Below are 19935 nucleotides of genomic sequence, written 5' to 3' on the forward strand. Positions count from 1 at the left end.
AATATAAAAATACATTCATATTTAGTTTAAATACAGACTTACTCTGTAACAGGAGATAAGTCTGTATTTTAAAAAAATCCAAAATAAAATTCAATGAAAGCTTCCTCTTTTCATAAAAATTTCATTCTGTTTTCTGTTTTTGCTGTAATACTTTTAAGCCTCCTTTCTTTCAAAGCTCATGATAAAACAATCGTAGTTTCGAAAGACGGAAAAGGTAACTTCACCACCATACAGCAAGCCATTGACGCAGTTGAAAAAGGGACTTCAGCAAGAACAAAAATTTTAATTATAGCCGGAGTTTATAAAGAAAAGATCATCATTCCCGAAACAAAAGGAGCGATTTTAATGGAAGGTGAAAATCCTGAAAACACCATCATCACTTATGATGATTTTGCTTCAAAAAAGAATTCGGAAGGAAAAGATATTGGAACAACCAATTCATCCACCATTTTTATTTATTCAAATGATTTTACGGCAAGAAATATTTCATTTGAAAACAGTTCAGGAAGAGTCGGGCAAGCCGTTGCAGTCTTGACTTCAGGTGACAGAATCACTTTTGAAAATTGCAGATTCTTAGGAAATCAAGATACTTTATATTTAAAAGGCGCCCAGGATTTAGCAGATAAATCAAAACCTTCAAGAAATTATTTTAAAAATTGCTATATCGAAGGAACAACCGATTATATTTTCGGAGCCGGAACAGCCGTTTTTGAAAACTGTACCATTTACTCCAAAGAAAATGCAAGCTACGTTACTGCCGCTTCTACTCCACAAGAAAATACGTTTGGATTTGTTTTTATTCAATCTAAAATTATCGGAAATGCTAAAGAAAATTCAGTGTATTTAGGAAGACCTTGGAGACCTTTTGCTAAAACAGTTTACATTGATTGTGAAATCAATTCAACCATAAAACCCGAAGGATGGCATAATTGGAGCAAGCCCGATGCAGAAAAGACAACATCTTACGCCGAATCAAACTCAAAAGGAACAGGAGGAAATATTTCTAAAAGAGTTTCGTGGTCACATCAATTAACCAAAGAAGAAAGAAAAAAATATACTACAGAAAACATACTCAAAGGAAACGATAACTGGAATCCGAAAAAGAGTTTAAAATAAATTAAAAATATTTAAACCATTAAGGACACTGAAGAAGTTAAGTTTAATTAAGAAAAATCAAATAGATTTTTAAGGCTTAAAGCAAAGCTAAACTTAATGCTCTTCACTTCTTAAGAACATCTTAATGGTAAAAATTAAAGGATAAAAATAATAACTATTCATATCATAAAGACAAAATTTTTAAAATCTAACCAAACTTTAAGCAAAACCATCAACAACACATAATTTTCAATTATGAAAAAGCATTTCACAAAATTATTAACGATAGGCATTTTATGCGGAATTTCAACTTTCGTTGATGCTCAAAATGTGGTAAGTTTCCCTGGTGCAGAAGGCTTTGGCAGATATACAACAGGTGGACGTGGCGGAAAGCTCTATACTGTCACCAAATTAACAGACGATGGATCAGAAGGAACGTTGAGGTTTGCTTTAAAACAAAAAGGTCCGAGATATATTGTTTTTAAAACAGGCGGAACCATTTATTTGGAATCACCGTTGAAAATACAGCAAGGCGATGTTACCATTGCGGGACAAACTGCTCCCGGAGACGGAATTACCATTGCCAATTATGAAACTTTTGTCGCGGCAGATAATGTAATTATCCGCTACATGAGATTCAGAATGGGTGATCAGAAAAAATTTGAAGGAGATGCTTTGGGCGCAAGATTTATCAAAAATTTAATCGTAGATCATTGCTCGATGAGCTGGTCAACAGATGAAACGGTTTCCATTTATGCGAACGAAAATACAACGCTTCAGTGGTGTGTGATTGCAGAAAGTTTAAGAAACTCTTTCCATCAAAAAGGAGCTCACGGATATGGCGGAATTGCCGGAGGAAAATTTGCCTCTTTCCATCATAATATATATGCCCATCACGACAGCAGGAATCCAAGATTGGGAGAATATGCAGGAAGTAAATTTGCATTAACAGACCTTACTGATTTTAGGAATAATGTGATTTACAATTGGGGACACAATAATATATATGGAGGTGAAGGAATGAACGTCAACCTCATCAATAATTATTACAAACCGGGACCGGCTACGACAACAAAACAAAGAATTGTTGCCATTGATAAAAATGAAAAACCTCAAACTGAAGTCTACAACATTTGGGGAAAATATTACATCAATGGAAATGTAGTCGAAGGAAGCCCGGAAGTAACTAAAGACAATTGGACGGAAGGCGTTTTCAGTCAAATGAAATCTTCTTATCATCTGACGGATAAAGATAAAAATGAGATTAAAATCAATCAGCCTCATGATATTCAGAATAATGTAAAAACACATTCTGCAAAAGAAGCTTATGAGAAAATCTTACAGATCGGAGGTGCAAGTTTAGTGAGAGATGCTGTTGATGTACATGTATTGAAAGATGTCAAAAATGGAAGTTTCACCTACAAAGGTTCAAAAGGAAGTACCAATGGAATCATCGACTCTCAATTGGATGTTGGAGGATTTCCAAAATTGAACGAAGGCAAACCTATACTCGATTCAGACAACGACGGAATGCCAGATGAATGGGAAATCAAGCATCAATTAAATCCAAAAATAGCCAATGCCAACGGAAGAGATTTAGATAAAAACTACGACAATATCGAAGTGTATTTCAATGATATTGTTAAAAAAATAACTGAAGAACAAGACTAATAACCATGAAAACTTTTTAATGAACTTGTGTTTAAACTTTTTATTTTGACCTCAAAAGAGACAAGAGATTAACACTTGAGCTATTTAAGTTCATCATAAAGTGCAAACAAGAACACATAAGTAAAAAAATCTTTGATTTTTATTCTTTTGCAAGCTTTGTTTTTAAAATAGCTGAACTTTAAATGATTTAATAATAGCTTTTGTCTCTTTTGCAGTTTAATTTTTCAATTAATTTAAACAGGCTTAAAACATCAATTATAATAAAAAGTAATATGTCAACATTAAAATTCAATTTATATAAAATATGGGTAGCGGGAGCAGTAATAAGTTCAACAATCAGTTTTGCTCAGACTTCTGTGATTGCTCAAATTAAAAAAAATCCGAAAGCTCCTTTTTCCTACGCAGAACTTTCTGTGAAAGAAGGAGGGAAATGGGAAGGCGATAAATACATTGGCGGAACTTTTAAAAATGTTCAGGAATTAACAATTCCAGCAGCGCACACCGACCATTCAACGTACATCAGATATGAAGGCATCGGGTTGGAAAATAATCAGATTGGCTACAGATTATATTTAGATTGGCGAAATGCCACCGATATTTTCGGTAAAAAAATAAACATGCTGGTTTTACCGGAAGTTGGACAAGACGGCTTTGAATCATATCATCACGATGCTCCTTGGGGACAGGATGTTTTGAAATCCGGCCGTACCATCGGTGTCGGTTCTTATGGAAGATATGACGAGCAAAATGATTATGTTGAAACTTTTAAAATCGTAAAAAATACAACCGCAAAAGTAGTCAATGAAAAAGATCAATCTTCAGCAACCATCGATTACAAAGGCTGGAAAACCTGGGGTGACGCAGTAGATCTACAATCAAAACTAACGATTTTCAACAAAGACCGTTTTGTAAAAGTAGATTTGAATTTGAGTAATACCCTATCCGGATTATGTACCGGAATTGTTGCTATTAAAAACATTCCGCTAAAACAGGGAATCAGTAAAAATAAAAAATGGGCTTACATGGCCACCTACGGAAATCAGACAGAAACCAAAAAAGAAGACAATCTGGGAATGGCAATCTTCTACCCTCTTGAAAGTTTTGATAAATATGTGAAAACAAAATCTACTCATACAGTAGTTTTCAAGAAAACAAAGAATGTTTCCTATTACTTTTTGGGAGCGTGGTCTTTAGAACCAAATGGCTTGACAACTGAAGAATCTTTCTACCAAGATCTAGAGAAAAAGCTGGACATTTTAGATAAAAATAATCAACTTTAAAGTTTAAACGTATGAACTTTATCAACAATCATATTAAGATATACGCATTCACGGCTTTATGTTCCGGAATCTTTTTTTCCTGCGCACAAAAGCCTTTACATATTGCTTCAAAAGAAGTAAAATCAGAAATAAAAGGAAAGATTTCAACACAACTTCCCTGGTCACAAAGAATGCTACAATCTGAGATTAAACGTTTCCCTGAAGCCTGGATGTTAGATTACAACAAAAATCCAAAATGGAGTTATCCCACTGCTATCGTTTTGGAAGGCGCAGAAAAACTGTATGAAAAAACAGGCAATAAAGAGTATTACAACTACATCACCAAATTCGGCGAAACGATGGTAAAGGAAGATGGAACCATTGTTTCCTATGATCTTTCAAAGTATAATATCGATATGCTGAATTGTGGAAATGTGCTTCTTTATCTCTACGAAAAAGAGAAGAAAGAGAAATATCTAAAAGCGCTACAAACACTTCGTTCACAAATTGACGGGCAGCCGAGAACTTCAGAAGGTGGTTTCTGGCATAAGAAAATCTATCCCAATCAAATGTGGTTGGATGGCCTTTATATGGGAGAACCATTTTATGCCAATTACACCCACGAATTTTCAAAAGGAGCCGATGCAGAAAAGGCTTACGATGATATTGTTAATCAATTTGATCTTATTCAAAAACATCTGCTAGATAAAAAAACAGAGTTGTTATATCATGCTTGGGACGAAAGTAAAGAACAGGCTTGGGCCAATAAAGAAACCGGACTTTCACCTAATTTCTGGTCGAGAGCAATGGGTTGGTACGGAATGGCAATGGTTGATGTATTAGATTATTTACCTCAAAACCATCCCGGAAGAGCAAAGCTAATTTCATACTTAAAATCGTATACCGATGCGGTTATTAAAGTTCAGGACAAAGAAACCGGACTTTGGTATCAGGTACTGGATAAAGGCTCAGAAAAAGGAAATTATTTGGAAGCTACAGGTTCATCGATGTTTGTCTATGTGATGATGAAATCTGTCAACAAAGGATATTTACCAACCTCTTATAAAGCATATGCTAAAAAAGGCTACGACGGAATTATTAAAAATTTAATTTCTGTGGATGAAAACGGTGTTGTGAATTTAAATCAATGCTGCGCTGTGGCAGGTTTGGGCGGAACGCCTTACAGAAGTGGTTCATATGAATATTATGTGAATGAAGAAATTCGTTCCAACGATCCAAAAGGAACCGGACCTTTTATTTTGGCAAGTTTGGAGTTTGAAAAATAATACTTTAAACCATTAAGAAAAATTAAGGAGTTAAGATCTTATTAAGTTAATACTTAGAACGAAGCTCAACTTAATTACATTAAATTCCTTAATAAAAACCTTAATGGTGAAAATTTTAAACATTCAACCTTTGCTGAGTGAAACGCCTTTGCAAACTTAAAAATATACATCAAGTTTAAAAAAATCTTTGCGCTCTTTGCGTTAAAAAATTAAACAGATCAAAAATCTGGTTATGAAGAGAAAAATTTTAAATATAGCAACAATCACCATTTTCTCCATTGCATCAAGCTATTTGAGCGCACAGGAAAAAAACTACGTTTCTGAAGTATGGACCGCTGATCAGGGAAAGAACTTTAGAAATCCCATTTTATATGCAGATTATTCAGATCCGGACGCCATTCGTGTTGGAGATGATTATTATATGACCGCTTCAAGTTTCAATGAAGCTCCGGGATTGCCTATTCTTCACTCAAAAGATATGGTCAACTGGAAATTGGTCAACTACGCTATTCAGGACGTTCTTCCTAACGAACATTTTTCCACTCCCAAAAGAGGGGACGGAGTCTGGGCACCCAGCATCAGATTTCATAAAGGAGAGTTCTACATTTATTGGGGAGATCCCGATTTCGGAATTTATATGGTGAAAACCAAAGATCCGTTGGGAGCTTGGGAAAAGCCAGTTTTGGTGATGGAAGGAAAAGGTTTAATAGATTCTTGTCCGTTTTGGGATGAAGATGGAACGGCCTATTTAGTTCATGGTTGGGCAGGAAGCCGTGCCGGAGTAAAAAGTATTTTATCCATCAATAGAATGAATTCTGAAGGAACTAAAGTCTTAGACAAAGGCATTCATGTTTTTGATGGTCACGATCATCATCCGACGGTTGAAGGTCCTAAAATGTATAAAAGAAATGGCTACTACTATATTTTTGCTCCCGCAGGAGGAGTGACCATAGGTTGGCAATTGGTCTTAAGATCAAAAAATATTTACGGTCCTTACGAAGAAAAGATCGTGTTGGAACAAGGTTCCACAAAAATCAACGGACCTCATCAAGGTGCCTGGGTTGATACACCTTCTGGAGAAGATTGGTTCTATCATTTTCAGGATGTAGATGCTGGGGGAAGAATTGTCCACTTACAACCGATGAAATGGGAAAAAGATTGGCCCATCATCGGTATCGACCATAATAAAAACGGAATCGGTGAACCTGTTTTAACTTATAAAAAACCAAACGTAGGCAAATCCTACCCTATCGTTACTCCGCCAGAAACAGATGAATTTGATGGAGTTAAATTAGGATTGCAATGGCAATGGAGTGCCAACGAAAATATCGTTTGGTCATCCAAACTTCCGGGACAGAAATTTCTAAGATTATTCTCTATGAAAGTTCCTGAAGGAGAAAAAAATCTTTGGAACGTTCCGAATCTATTAACTCAAAAATTCCCTGCTCCAAATTTTGCAGCATCAACAAAAGTGACATTAACTCCCGAAGATGCCAAAGAAGGAAAAACAGCAGGACTTTTAATAATGGGCTTAGATTATGAATCTATTGTCATTACCAATAAACCGGACGGATATTATCTTCAGTTAAGAAGAGCTGAAAAAGCAGACAAAGGCGGTGAAGAAAAGATTTTATTTGAAACAAAATTAAAAGCTAATGAAGCCTATTTAAAAGTAAACATCAATGAACCAAATGGTTTATGTCAGTTCAGCTACAGTGAAAACGGAAAAAATTTCATTAAAGCAGGCGATGTTTTTCAGGCAAAACCAGGAAAATGGATTGGTACAAAAGTAGGTTTATATAGCATAAGCACAGCTAAAGCACCTCGCGGTGGATATGCAGATTTTGATTGGTTTAGAATAACTAAAAATTAATACGTTGGTGAATCGCAAAGACGCAAAGAATATTTACAAAGTTTATGGTTTAAGGCGCAAGGATTTTATCTTCGATAAAATTTAATACTTCAAAATTCATTGAAAATCTATGATTTTCTTGCGCCTTAAAACAGTATCAAGTTGAAAAACTTTGCGTCTTTGCGATAACCAACAAGATATATTAGTCATGAAGAAAAAAATAAAGAAAATCATTTCGTTTTTATTCAGCGTTTTGCTGTTGTCTGCGTGTCAATCCCAAAGTCATGCGCAAAAGACAATGGCAAAACAGAATAAAAAAATCACTCATATTTACCTCATCGGAGATTCCACGATGGCAGATTATACGGGAGATTACGAGCCCGGAAAAGATTATATGAAAGTTCGTTACCCAATTACAGGTTGGGGACAGGTTTTTCACCCGTTTTTTGTGAAAGATAGTTTGGCATCTTTACAACCTGCCATCACAGCAGATTCTGTTGCAGTGATTGATAGGGCTCATGGCGGAAGAAGCACCCGAACTTTTTTTCAGGAAGGAAGATGGAGATATGTGTATGAACATGTACAGCCGAACGATTATGTGATCATGCAATTTGGTCATAACGACGGTTCAGAAAAACATCCGGATCGTTATGTAAACATTCAGGGGTATAAAGAATTTTTAAGATTATTCGTTACCCAAACCAGACAGAAAGGAGGAAACCCGATCATCTTAACCCCAGTTGCAAGAAACTATCCTTGGAAAGACGGGAAATTAGAAAATGTACACGGAGAATATTGGCAGGCTCCTATTGATATCGCTAAGGAAATGAAGGTTCCTTATATTGATTTAAACAAATTATCTATGGATTATTTTACCCAAAAAGGACAGGATTTCACCACGAATCATTACTTCATGAATCTTCCTGAGAATGTGTATGAAGCGTATCCTAAAGGTCAAAAAGACAATACTCATTTCCAACCGGAAGGAGCAAAAGTTGTAGCATCTATGGTTTATCAAGAATTTAAAAAAGTAATTAAAACTCAAAAAAAATAAAATGAAGAAGTCTCTTAAAATTATTGGTTTAGTAGCAGCAATGATGTTTTCAGGGCAGATATATGCTCAGAATCTGGATATTTATAAAAATATTGAGTTTAAAATGCCTCAGGTTACAGAAACTTCTTTTGCAGCCAACACCGTTTCTATCACTCAATATGGAGGCGTTGCAGGAGGTAACGTAAAAAATACAGAAGCTTTTAAAAAAGCAATCGATGATCTTTCCAAAAAAGGAGGTGGAAAATTAGTTGTTCCCCGCGGAATGTGGCTTACAGGTCCTATCGAATTAAAAAGCAATATCAATCTTCACGTAGAAGAAGGCGCATTCATTATATTCAGCAAAGATAAAAAAGACTATCCATTGGTTGATGTAAGTTTTGAAGGATTAAATACCATCCGTTGTCAATCTCCAATCTCTGCTAAAAATGCAAGCAATATTGCCATCACTGGAAAAGGGGTAATTGATGGAAGCGGCGATGCGTGGAGAGCCATCAAAAAAAGCAAAGTAGCAGAATCTGAATGGAAAGAAATCGTTGCATCAGGCGGAATTTTATCTTCCGATGGTAAAAACTGGTATCCTTCCGAAAGTTATAAAAAAGGATTTGAAAGTAGTTCAAACTTTAATGTTCCTGATAAAATTTCTAAAGAAGAACTCTCAACCGTTAAAGATTTTCTTCGTCCGGTTATGGTAAGTTTGGTAGGTTGTGATAAAGTGTTGTTAGACGGACCCACTTTCCAAAATTCTCCCGCATGGAACCTTCATCCATTGATGTGTACAAACGTTATTTTAAGAAATCTTACGGTTAGAAATCCTTGGTTTTCTCAAAATGGTGACGGTGTAGATCTGGAATCGTGTAAAAACGTTTTGATCTACGACAATACGTTTGATGTGGGTGATGATGCCATCTGTATTAAATCAGGGAAAAACGAAGATGGGAGAAAAAGAGCTATGCCTACTGAAAATGTAATCATTAAAAACAATATCGTTTACCACGGTCACGGAGGTTTTGTAGTAGGAAGCGAAATGTCCGGTGGAGCAAGAAACATCCAGGTTTCAGACTGTACGTTTATTGGAACAGACATCGGGCTACGTTTTAAAACAACCCGCGGAAGAGGAGGAATTGTTGAAAATATTTACATTAAAAATATTGATATGATTAATATTCCAACGCAGACCATTGGTTTCAATATGTTCTATGAAGGCGCTTCTCCCGTGTTGGAAGACGGACAGAAAAAAGAAGGAAATAAAGCCCCTGAAAAAACATATCCTGTCACAGAAGAAACACCTATTTTCAGAAATATTTTCTTTAAAAATATCAATGCGGCAAACTCTTACGAAGCAATTACCTTATTTGGTTTAGCAGAAATGAATCTTAAAAATATTGTGATTGAAGATTCTCAGTTTGACACAAAAAAAGCTTTAACAATCGTTGATACAGACGGAATTACTTTGAAAAATGTAAACCTGAAATATACGGAAGGAACTGGCGCAACCATTTACAATAGTAAAAACATCAACCTTTCAACCGTGAAATTTGAATCTGCGAATAAACCAACGGTTAAGGTATTAGGAAATAAAACGGGAGCAGTTATGTTACCGAAAGAAATTACATCTGATAAAAATGCATTTTCTATCGGCACAGAAGTAACTAAGAATGCAGTTAAATAGTTGGTCATCGCAAAGGCGCAAAGTTTTTAAACTTGATCGTGTTTTAAGGCGCAAGAAAATCAAAGATTTTCAGTTATTCAGTGTAAAATTTTATCGAAGATAAAATCCTTGCGCCTTAACGCATGTACCTTTAATTATTCTTTGCGCCTTTGCGATTCACCAACAAATTAAAAACAGGTATCAAAAACAGCATTAAAAAATTCCACAAGTGAATGATTTTCAATAAAAAACTTTTTTATATTTCTATTTTTTGGGTAGGAGAAACATTAGCATTCGGGCAAGTTCCACGACCGAATGCTACTCCTTACACCAATGAAGCGACCTATGAAAAATTAAAGAAAAAATATCCTTTCATCACTCTAATTAACCGACCAACACCTCAAAATATTGGAATTGATAAAGAAGTAGAATACGCCAATATTAATGGACTTTCCTTAAAAGCGGATGTATATTATCCACTCGACAACTCAAAAAAACATCCCGGAATTGCAATGGTTCACGGCGGTGGCTGGATTTCCGGAACTAAGGAAAATGAAAAATATATGGCCATGGAGCTTGCTTCAAAAGGATATGTTACCATCGCAGTCGGTTATCGATTGGCTGATGTTGCAAAATATCCCGCAGGTGTTGAAGATATTGAAACTGCTATCAAATGGTTAAAGAAAAACAGAAAAAAATATTCTTTAGATCAAGATAAAATAGCTGTATTGGGCGAATCGGCAGGCGCGCAGATGGTCACTTTGGTTGGAGTACGCTCAAAGAACAACATTAAGGCCATCGTGAATGTTGACGGAATTGTTTCGTTCATCCACCCAGAAGCTGAAGAAAGTACCTATGCTGCCTATTGGCTGGATGGCGATAGAAATACCAATCTCAAAAATTGGACGGAAGCTTCACCATTGGAATACGTGAGTAAAAATACACCTCCTACCCTTTTCATCAACAGTTCTCAACCTCGATTTCATGCGGGAAGAGACGAGATGATGAAAAAATTAAAGGCGTATCATATTCCAACCGAATTTCATGAAATCAAGGATACACCGCATTCTTTTTGGTCAGCAGAACCTTGGTTCACGGAAACATTAAATTACACAGTTGATTTTCTAGATAAAGTTTTGAAATAATAATTTTAAACGCAAAGGTTTTTAAACAATAATGTTAAATATTTAAGAGAGCAAAGAAAGCGACAAGTCGCTGATGAAGCTTAATGGTAATGTGTCCAGCGTCCGCTTAATCAAAATCAATTTATTGATTCCCTCTTTGCTCACTAAAAAATCAACATCAAGAAAAACAAACTTTGCGTCAAAAAATAGTATAGCCTATGAAAAAAATATTATTAATTTTCTTCATTTCGATAACTCAATTTCTGTTTGCAGAAAATGAACAGTACATCAAAATTACCGTAGCCAAAGACGGAAGCGGAGATTTTACATCCATTCAGAAAGCAATAAATTCAGTCAGAGATTTAGGTCCTGCAGAAGCTTTGATTTTTATTAAATCAGGAACGTATCATGAGAAGATTGTTATTCCCACTTCAAAACATAAAATCACGCTAGAAGGCGAAAATAAAGATAACACCATCATTACCAATAATGATTTCTCAGGAAAACCAGATTCGTTCAATGAAAAAATGACAACCTTCAATTCTTATACTGTATTGGTGATGGCTGATGATATTAAAATCAGTAATCTAACCATTCAAAACAGTTCATGCAATGAAGGACAAGCTGTTTCTCTTCATGTGGAAGGTGACCGTTTTATTATTAAAAATTCTACTATTTTAGGGTGTCAGGACACCCTTTATTCTGCAACGAATCATAGCAGACAATATTTCGAGAATTGTTATATCGAAGGAACGACTGATTTTATTTTCGGACAGGCAACCGTAGTTTTTAAAAACTGTACCATTAAAAGTTTAGCCGATTCTTATATCACGGCGGCGGCTACAGAAGCCGACAGACAATACGGCTTTGTTTTTATTGATTGCCAATTAATAGCGAAAGAAGGCATCACAAAAGTTTATTTAGGAAGGCCTTGGCGACCTTACGCTAAAACAGTTTTCATCAATACCGAAATGGGAAAACATATCGTCCCTGAAGGCTGGAATCCCTGGAAAGGAGACAAAATGTTTCCTGATAAAGAAAAAACCGCTTACTATGCAGAATTCGGAAGCAAAGGTGAAGGAGGAAATATAGCAAAGCGTGTAAGCTGGTCACATCAATTAACAAAAAAGGATTTGAAAAATTATACTGTCGAAAAAATATTTAATGGCTGGAAACCTTAAACATAGGTAATAAGTAATTGGCAATGAGTAATTACAGCCATCTTTAAATTGACATAGGAAAATGGAGCGTTAAAAAAATTAATTCTGTGAACGTTAAAAAAACTCTACTGTTTGAGCGCAACACAAATATTGAACCGAAGAACAAATATCAAATTTGCGCGAGTTTTAGAATTTTTAGAGAACAGAAATAATTTTTAGCGGAAGTTTCCAAGTCTTGAACTTTTGGTTCTTTTGTTTCAAGACAAAAGAAATTTAATTAAAAAACTATTTACAATGAATAAAAAACTTGCATTACTATTTCTACTCTTATCCATAATAACATTTGCACAACAAAAACCAACCCTATTCCTTATTGGTGATTCCACGATGGCAAATAAGGAAAATCCTGATAAAAACCCGGAACATGGTTGGGGGCAAATGCTTCCGCCATTAATGACTTCAGGAATTGAAATTCAGAATCATGCAACCAACGGAAGAAGTTCTAAAAGTTTCAGAACGGAAGGAAGATGGGACAAAGTAATGAAACAGCTTAAAAAAGGGGATTTCGTTATTATTCAATTTGGGCATAACGACCAAAAACTAAATGATTCTGTACGTTTCACGAATCCTTATACTCAATACAGAGCGAACTTAGAAAGATATGTAAATGAAGCAAGATCGAAAGGAGCGACTCCGATCTTAATGACTTCCATTGTCAGAAGAAATTTCAATGAAAATGGAGTGTTGGTAGATACCCATAAAGAATATCCTCTGGTCGTAAGAATGGTTGCGAATGAGCTGAAAGTTCCTTTTGTAGATTTACAGTTATTGACAGAGCAAATGGAAATTTCTTATGGTCCTGAAAATTCGAAAAAGCTACATTTGCATTATAAAAAAGGAGATATAGATTATTATCCCGAAGGAAAAGATGACGATACCCATTTATCAAAATTAGGGGCGGAATCTATTGCTAAATTGACGGTACAGTCTTTGAAAACGTTAAAAACGGGCTTGGAGAAGTATATTAAATAGTTTTAAACGCAAAGACGCAAGGCATTCTTGAACTTATAAATATTTTTTAAGACGCAAGGATTTTATCTTCGATAAAATTTTACACTGAATAATTGAAAACCTTTGCGTCATTGCGAATAACCAACAATAAAACATAGAAAAATGGAATTCAAAAAAGAACCCTTCTTTGACGGAAATTCTGAATGGGAAGATTTAGGAAGCGGAGTTTGCAGACAATTTGTAGGCTACAATTCTCAAGTTATGATGGTGATTGTAAAATTTGAAAAAGATGCGATTGGAACATTGCATCAGCATTTTCATTCCCAAATTACATATGTTGCTTCAGGAAAGTTTGAAGTAACCGTTAATGATGAAGTGAAAATTCTACAGAAAGGAGACGGTTTCTTCGCTCAGCCCAATATTTTTCATGGCGTGAAATGCTTGGAAGAAGGACAATTAATTGATGCATTCACCCCATTTAGAGAAGATTTCCTTATTCCATAATACGTTGGAATAATAAACAATACACTCAATCTCTTTATATATATTTCTCTCCCGCAGGTTTTACGAATTAGCCAGATGTATTCTGTAGAATTGGTAAAATTTGCGGGATTTTTATATTCAAGCAACAATAATTTAATATTTTTAACATTAAATCAAAATGCAACCGATTGAATTAATAAAATAAATAACATTATAATTATATAAATATTGATACGTTAAAATATAAAACAATTAACTACATATTTAATAATTTTACAACTCACCAAATCACAAAAATATTAAACTATGAAAACAAAAATCAAAGTTGCTTTATTGACGGTAGCTTTAAGTTCAACTTTTGCCTTAATCGGTTGCGGACAAGACGACATCAAAAGTGAATTGAAAGAAAGCCCAAACACCATTAATCTAGGCGCATTAGAAACCAATGCCATTATTCCTCTCGCCAACTGTCTTGCTCCGGGATGGGCTTCTCAAAATGGGGGAACTACAGGAGGTGGAACAGCCGCCGAAACTACAGTTACTACCTATGCACAATTAAAAGCAGCCATCGAAAACACCGCCGTAAAAGTTGTGAAGATAACAGGAACTATCACTATTACCACGCGTTTATCGCTTCAGGATCAAACCGGAAAGACGGTTTATGGAGCAAGTGGTGCCAAGTTGGTTTCTACGGATCAGACTGCAAGCGGATCAGGAATTATCAATATTAAAAGATGTGACAATATCATTATCAGAAACCTCATCTTTGAAGGACCCGGAGCGTATGATACAGACGGTTGGGACAATGCTATTTTAGATGATTGCCGAAATGTATGGATTGATCATTGTGAGTTCAGAGACGGTGTAGATGGGAACTTTGATATCAAAAATAAATCTGACTTTGTAACAGTTTCGTATACTAAATTTCATTATTTGAAAACACCAAAACCTGGAGGTTCAGGAGGAACAGACGATCACAGATTTTCGAATCTTATAGGATCAAGCGATGGAGCTACTGCCGATGCAGGAAAACTGAATGTAACGTTTGTTCGTTGCTGGTGGGCACCCGGATGTAAAGAGCGTATGCCAAGAGTGAGATTTGGAAAAATACATATTATCAACAGTTATTTCAACAGCTCTGCGAGTAATAAATGTATTGCAGCTGGAGTTCAGGCGAATATTCTTGTGGACAGAAATGTTTTTGAAAACGTAAAAGAGCCTATTAATTTAATGAGCGGATTTACTGCTGTTACTCAAACCGGAAGCATCTTTACCAACGTAACAGGAAACACAGCCGGAAGCGGAACGGCATTTACACCGCCTTATTCAATTCCTGCTTTATCAGCTGCAGACGTAAAAGCTGATGTTACCGCCAATGCAGGCGCTACTTTAGGAGGCAATATTTGCAATACATTATAAGTTAAAATTAAAATTGTAGACGAAAATGACTGAGTGTAATGCTCAGTCATTTTCTATTTAGATAAGTTTTTACTTTTTATTTAGTAGCTTTTTCCCGCTTTCCATTACAATCTTTTTTTTCAAAAAAGGATTTTCATTATAATCGGGGCTAGGGTTGAAGTCGTATTTTCAACCTATGCATTTCAACACTCATTTTGTCATCCTGAAAGGATCTAAGCATAGTATTAGAGATCTTATTTAGGTTCATTACGTAAAGCATAGTTAGCCTGTTCTGAGCCTATCAAAGTAAACCAATCTTATTTTGTTATCTCTTGAGATTGTATTTCATCCGTTGAGATCCTTCCAGGATGACAAACTTTGTGGATAACTGTGATGCTTACTATTATGTATTGAGATTGCTTCGTCGCTCTGCTCCTCGCAATGACACAAAAATACGACAACTCCACTACCCTAAAACACTCTCACTCTCCTACTTTCAAACCCTAAAACGTTCCAAGTCTTCAGCCCTAAAACACCACATTATTCTTCTGTGCCCATTTCGGATATTCTTTATCAATCAGCTTTTCAGGACTATCACCGAACCAGCTGTAACCGTTTCTTCTTTCTTCGGAAACATCGTTATAATTATATTTTACGCTTCCGTCACGATCTCCGAACAACGGTTTATTGTTATTGATATCATAAAATCTAGCCCAAATGATAGAATTTTTATCTTCAGCCAAAATCCTAACTGCTTTTCCGTTTTGCTTGGTAACATTATAACTGTACCCTTCAATTTTATTTACCTTAAACCAGCTTATCGCAGACTTTATCGATTTTTGAATTTCCGGAGTGGCAGGTTGCATCATTAAAAATTTCACAATATTGACCGATTCTCCAGTCGCCAAAGAAATAGGTTCAAAAGCCCGGGCCTTATCAGGTTGCATTGTGATTTCATTATACTGATCTCCCCAAATTGACGGAGTCCCTTTTTGCAATACCTGCGTTTTTAAAATACAGTCGATTCCTTTTTGAACAGCAACCTTTGATTTTTCTTTTACTTTAGTATCCACAACATCAAAATCATTTTTACCTTCCGCCACATTATACAAAACCGTTAAAGCATTGATCATCGCATTGTCATTATATGTAATCTGCTTTCTGTATAATCCTGTATTCGGATAATATTGAGGAAATCCACCATTTTGATACTGCATCGAAAGAAGATAGTTAATTCCTTTTTCTGCTGACTTTAGATATTCGGGATTGTTTGTTGTTTTATATAATTTAATCAATGCATTGATCTCTCTGGAAGTTGCATTATTGTCAATCGTAGCGTGGTCATCTCCCGTCGCTTTGATTTTCTTTAAAAGATTTTTATCGATGGCTAAATTATAGTTCACCACAGATTTATCATTGAGCTGCTTTCCCCAACCGCCATTTGGAAGTTGATACACCAACATTTTTTCCGCTAAGCTATCTTTTATCTGAGCTGAATAAGGTACAGCCGCTAATCCCAGAATTAAAGTACAGATTTTTATATTCATTTTTATTTATTTAATCTTAATCAATAAAGGATTAGCAATGATCTTAGATTGTTTTTGCAATACAGCTTCCCAATCTTTTTGTGTTTGCACCTGTCCGCTTTTTTGCCATGCAAATCCTGCATAATACACCAGTTTTCGCTGAGGTTTGGTAACTACTAAAAGATTGCTCTGATCCGGAGTTTTAGAAGTAAAGGCAATAGACTTTTCAACAATTTTAGGATCTAGAACAATTCCCTCACCTACAAAAGCATCATCAATTTTTTCCCAATGAAGATAATATCCGCTTTTATCATTCAGTTTTGCTTCGCCTTCATTTTTATGCAATGTCACTCCAATCGTATAATTAGGAACTTGTTTTTCAGCCTCAAAAGTAGATTCAAACTTTGAGAAATTAGAACCCAGATCTAAAGAAATACGTTTGGTTTCTTTGACTCCATATTCACTCCACGGATTGTAGGTTAATTCAAAAACCGTTCTCAATGGTCCTTCTGCAATGGTTTTGGAAGTCACAAAATTTTGAGAAACCTGAAGACTGTCATTTTTCCAAATTCCGATACCTCCCGTTCCACGGCTGTTTCCCACATGGTAAGGATCATATCCCTCGCCTCTTGTATCTTTATGGTAATACATAGGATCCGTCATATAACCTTTATACCATTTATTAATGATTGGTTGATCTGTTCTTTTCAGCCAAATATCAACTCCACTAGAAAGGGTACTTCCATTAACGCCCGCTAGCGCTTCCTTCTGTCCTTTGGGCCCGTACACTCGGAAAGCTATTTTATCATTTTCCCACGCATAATCATCTACACGCTCAGGAACCAATCTTGAATAAGTGGTTAATTTACTTTCAGGAACCGCAACTTTAGAATCTGCTACAATTGTATATGAATTGGTTTTATTGGCTTCGATATTGGCTTGGAATAATAATTCGTCACTTTTGCCATCTCCATCATTATCGATCCATTGAATAGGAAGATATTTATTTCCGTTATCTTTGATTCTAAGATCAGACTCTTTGTTTTTGTTTAAAAAAGATTGTAGGTTTGAAACAGGAATTGAAACGACTTCTGTTCTAGGAAAATCCAATGTATTTTTAATCTGAATGGAATTTTGCCCATGTAAAGAATTCGCAGTAATGCAACCGATTGCACTCATCAATCCAAAAAGAGAAATTTTATTAATAAACATATTGAGTTGTTTCTCCAAAATTAAAAAATATTTTCAGTTCTGCATAAAAAATCCTTATCAATGATAAGGATTTAACACTATTTTAGAAAAAATACTGCGGTGTAAAATTTAACTGAATTTATTCGGTTCATTCCTGAGGAATCCAAACTATTAATAAAACTGTTGAGATCCTTTCAGGATGACAAAGTGTATGCATATTGAATGACTTATGAAAACTTAACTTATTGGTTAAGAATATTTTTTTAACTATTCACTCCAAGGCGAATGAAGAATGCAGTCGCAGAAGTTTTTTCTTTCGAAATTAGGAATCATAAAGGCGCAGACATCTGCTTTTATATTCCCGAAAGTAGTTTCTGTTTTGTTTTTAAAACCATCAAAAAAGGTTGGGATTATTTTATTCTTAAAATCATTTCTAGGAAAAGCTTGAATAATTTCATTCCTATTTTTCTCACTTAAATGCTCATATCCCTCTCCCATCACATCTAGTCCAACTCCCGAATACATCAAAGCAACTTCGTTTTCTTTATGTTCTGCAATCCCGATTGTTGTATGAAGGGCAATTGTATCCCAAACCAACTGTAATTTCTCCTTCGGGATTCCATGGCTTTTCAAAAAATCCCTTGCTGCATTGGCTCCATCCACTTCAAATCTCAAATCTGAACTGCTGTAATGTGGAACCAATCCTAAATCATGAAAAACAGAACTCACATATAACAACTCTTCATCATATGCAAGGTTCTTTCTTTTACCATTTAACGAAGAAAAAAGGAAAACCCTTAAAGAATGATTGTAGATAAATTCGGTTCCGTGCTCTAACAATAATTCGGTTGCTTCTGTTGCAATTTTACTATCGGGAATGGTGATTCCTGCAATGTTTTGTAATCTTTGAACTGACATACTTTTTAATTTTTTATGATAACAAAAGTAGGCTCATTCAAGATTGAAAGGAATGTCAGAATCTTCACATTACCTGCCAATATTTACAAAGATCTTGCGGTAATCTAAAGGTGAAGTATTTGTATACTTTTTGAAAAAATGACTGAACTGCTCGGGTGTACTGAATGACAGTTCGTAAGCAATCTCTTTAATTGTTTTAGCCGAAAACTGAAGCAATCGTTTTGATTCTGCTATAATTTGTCCGGCAATAATCTCCTTCGCTCCTTTTCCACTTTTCTTTTTGGATATATCTGAAAGTTTTCGAGGCGTCATTAAAAGCTTTTCTGCATAATATAATACATCATGCATCTGATGATATTCTGTACTTACAAGCTCCAAAAACTTTCGGTAAATCTGATTATCAAAATCATCAATTCCTTCATTATAAGAAGGCGCAAGATTGGCTAATTTAATCATCAAAATTTTTAAATAGGCTGCCATTGCATCCAGTTTATTTGGATAATCATCGCTGAGATATTCAATTAAAAGAATCTTACAAATAGGATCAAGCTCAATAAAATCTTTTTCCTGTAAAGATATTTTTTGATGAAGTGCCGCATCGTTGAATAATAAAAGCTTACAATTGGAAGCACTTGCAGGAGCCTTTTCCCAAAAACAATCTCCAAAACTTATTTCAAATCCGGATAATGTGGTAAGCGGGGAAAATGAAAATATCTGCCCTTTTGAGATCAATAGAACCTCTTTACTATTAATTTCAAATTCTTTATCATCGATAATAACGGAGCCTTTTCCTTCCTGAATAATAAATATTCTATTATAGGTAACGCTTATCAAAGAACCTTCATTATATATAGAATGGTCTAATCTAGAAATCCGGAAAGAATCTTTTATTTCATTATCAAGGATAAGGCTAGCAATTCGTAACATTTAATTTTTCACTATTTAGCCTTTCAAATGTACAAATATCTAAATTCATATAAATTTTATGGAAAATTTAAGAAAACATTAACAGCAAGTGATATTTTTTACAACAAAAGAGATATTTCGTACAAATTTTTAATCTTCAGAAAGGATATGTTTGTAAAGATTTAAAAATATAAATTATGAACACAATGAAAAAATTATTTTATCTGTTGACAGTTTTCACACTAACTGCAACTGCAGTATCTTGTTCGAACGACGATGATCATTTAACCGTTGAAGAACAACTGACCCCATCACAGACTTTATCTTCTACTCCATGGCAAACGACAGGTGCA

16 protein-coding genes are annotated in these 19935 nt (G+C 35.1%); 12 read left to right on the forward strand and 4 right to left on the reverse strand.

Features of this window, described 5'->3' with window-relative positions:
• Positions 1-93: 93 nt before the first annotated feature.
• The 12 genes from BUB80_RS19160 (at position 94) to BUB80_RS19215 (ending at position 15062) form a co-directional block, all read left to right on the forward strand.
• Entirely contained in the window at positions 94-1116 is a 1023-nt protein-coding gene (locus BUB80_RS19160) for a pectinesterase family protein (RefSeq protein WP_073296468.1), read from the forward strand.
• Between the two features lie 234 nt (positions 1117-1350).
• The gene (locus BUB80_RS19165) at positions 1351-2766 is read left to right on the forward strand and encodes a pectate lyase family protein (protein WP_073296471.1); all 1416 of its coding nucleotides are present in this window, start codon (positions 1351-1353) and stop codon (positions 2764-2766) included.
• 272 nt (positions 2767-3038) lie between these two features.
• On the forward strand, positions 3039-4046 hold the full coding sequence (locus BUB80_RS19170) for a DUF4861 family protein (protein ID WP_073296474.1): 1008 nt from the start codon (positions 3039-3041) through the stop codon (positions 4044-4046).
• 11 nt (positions 4047-4057) lie between these two features.
• A complete protein-coding gene (locus tag BUB80_RS19175; protein WP_073296476.1) occupies positions 4058-5311 on the forward strand; it encodes a glycoside hydrolase family 88/105 protein in 1254 nt (417 codons plus the stop codon).
• Between the two features lie 232 nt (positions 5312-5543).
• Positions 5544-7184: a glycoside hydrolase family 43 protein gene (locus BUB80_RS19180; RefSeq protein WP_073296479.1), complete on the forward strand. Its 1641-nt coding sequence runs from the start codon at positions 5544-5546 to the stop codon at positions 7182-7184.
• Between the two features lie 187 nt (positions 7185-7371).
• Positions 7372-8217: a rhamnogalacturonan acetylesterase gene (locus tag BUB80_RS19185; protein WP_073296482.1), complete on the forward strand. Its 846-nt coding sequence runs from the start codon at positions 7372-7374 to the stop codon at positions 8215-8217.
• 1 nt (position 8218) lies between these two features.
• The gene (locus tag BUB80_RS19190) at positions 8219-9886 is read left to right on the forward strand and encodes a glycoside hydrolase family 28 protein (protein ID WP_073296485.1); all 1668 of its coding nucleotides are present in this window, start codon (positions 8219-8221) and stop codon (positions 9884-9886) included.
• 212 nt (positions 9887-10098) lie between these two features.
• Positions 10099-11010 (forward strand): alpha/beta hydrolase, encoded by a 912-nt coding sequence (locus BUB80_RS19195; RefSeq protein WP_083547288.1) that lies wholly within the window; start codon positions 10099-10101, stop codon positions 11008-11010.
• 197 nt (positions 11011-11207) lie between these two features.
• A complete protein-coding gene (locus BUB80_RS19200) occupies positions 11208-12170 on the forward strand; it encodes a pectinesterase family protein (protein ID WP_073296488.1) in 963 nt (320 codons plus the stop codon).
• 273 nt (positions 12171-12443) lie between these two features.
• Positions 12444-13181, forward strand: coding sequence for a rhamnogalacturonan acetylesterase (locus BUB80_RS19205; RefSeq protein WP_073296513.1), 738 nt, complete (start codon positions 12444-12446; stop codon positions 13179-13181).
• A gap of 141 nt (positions 13182-13322) precedes the next feature.
• Positions 13323-13664: a cupin domain-containing protein gene (locus BUB80_RS19210; protein ID WP_073296490.1), complete on the forward strand. Its 342-nt coding sequence runs from the start codon at positions 13323-13325 to the stop codon at positions 13662-13664.
• A 285-nt stretch (positions 13665-13949) separates the two neighbouring features.
• Positions 13950-15062 (forward strand): pectate lyase family protein, encoded by a 1113-nt coding sequence (locus tag BUB80_RS19215; RefSeq protein WP_073296493.1) that lies wholly within the window; start codon positions 13950-13952, stop codon positions 15060-15062.
• 506 nt (positions 15063-15568) lie between these two features.
• Here BUB80_RS19215 and pelA read toward each other — a convergent pair.
• From pelA to BUB80_RS19235, 4 genes are all read right to left on the reverse strand, one after another.
• Complete coding sequence (gene pelA / locus BUB80_RS19220; protein ID WP_073296496.1) at positions 15569-16588, reverse strand: pectate lyase; 1020 nt, start codon at positions 16586-16588, stop codon at positions 15569-15571.
• A 6-nt stretch (positions 16589-16594) separates the two neighbouring features.
• Entirely contained in the window at positions 16595-17779 is a 1185-nt protein-coding gene (locus BUB80_RS19225; protein ID WP_073296499.1) for a DUF4861 domain-containing protein, read from the reverse strand.
• A gap of 246 nt (positions 17780-18025) precedes the next feature.
• Entirely contained in the window at positions 18026-18676 is a 651-nt protein-coding gene (locus tag BUB80_RS19230) for an HD domain-containing protein (RefSeq protein ID WP_073296502.1), read from the reverse strand.
• A 69-nt stretch (positions 18677-18745) separates the two neighbouring features.
• Positions 18746-19603, reverse strand: coding sequence for a helix-turn-helix domain-containing protein (locus BUB80_RS19235; protein WP_073296504.1), 858 nt, complete (start codon positions 19601-19603; stop codon positions 18746-18748).
• Positions 19604-19935 lie beyond the last annotated feature (332 nt).

Origin of the sequence: Chryseobacterium polytrichastri (genome assembly GCF_900142445.1) — a bacterium.
GTDB lineage: Bacteria > Bacteroidota > Bacteroidia > Flavobacteriales > Weeksellaceae > Chryseobacterium > Chryseobacterium polytrichastri.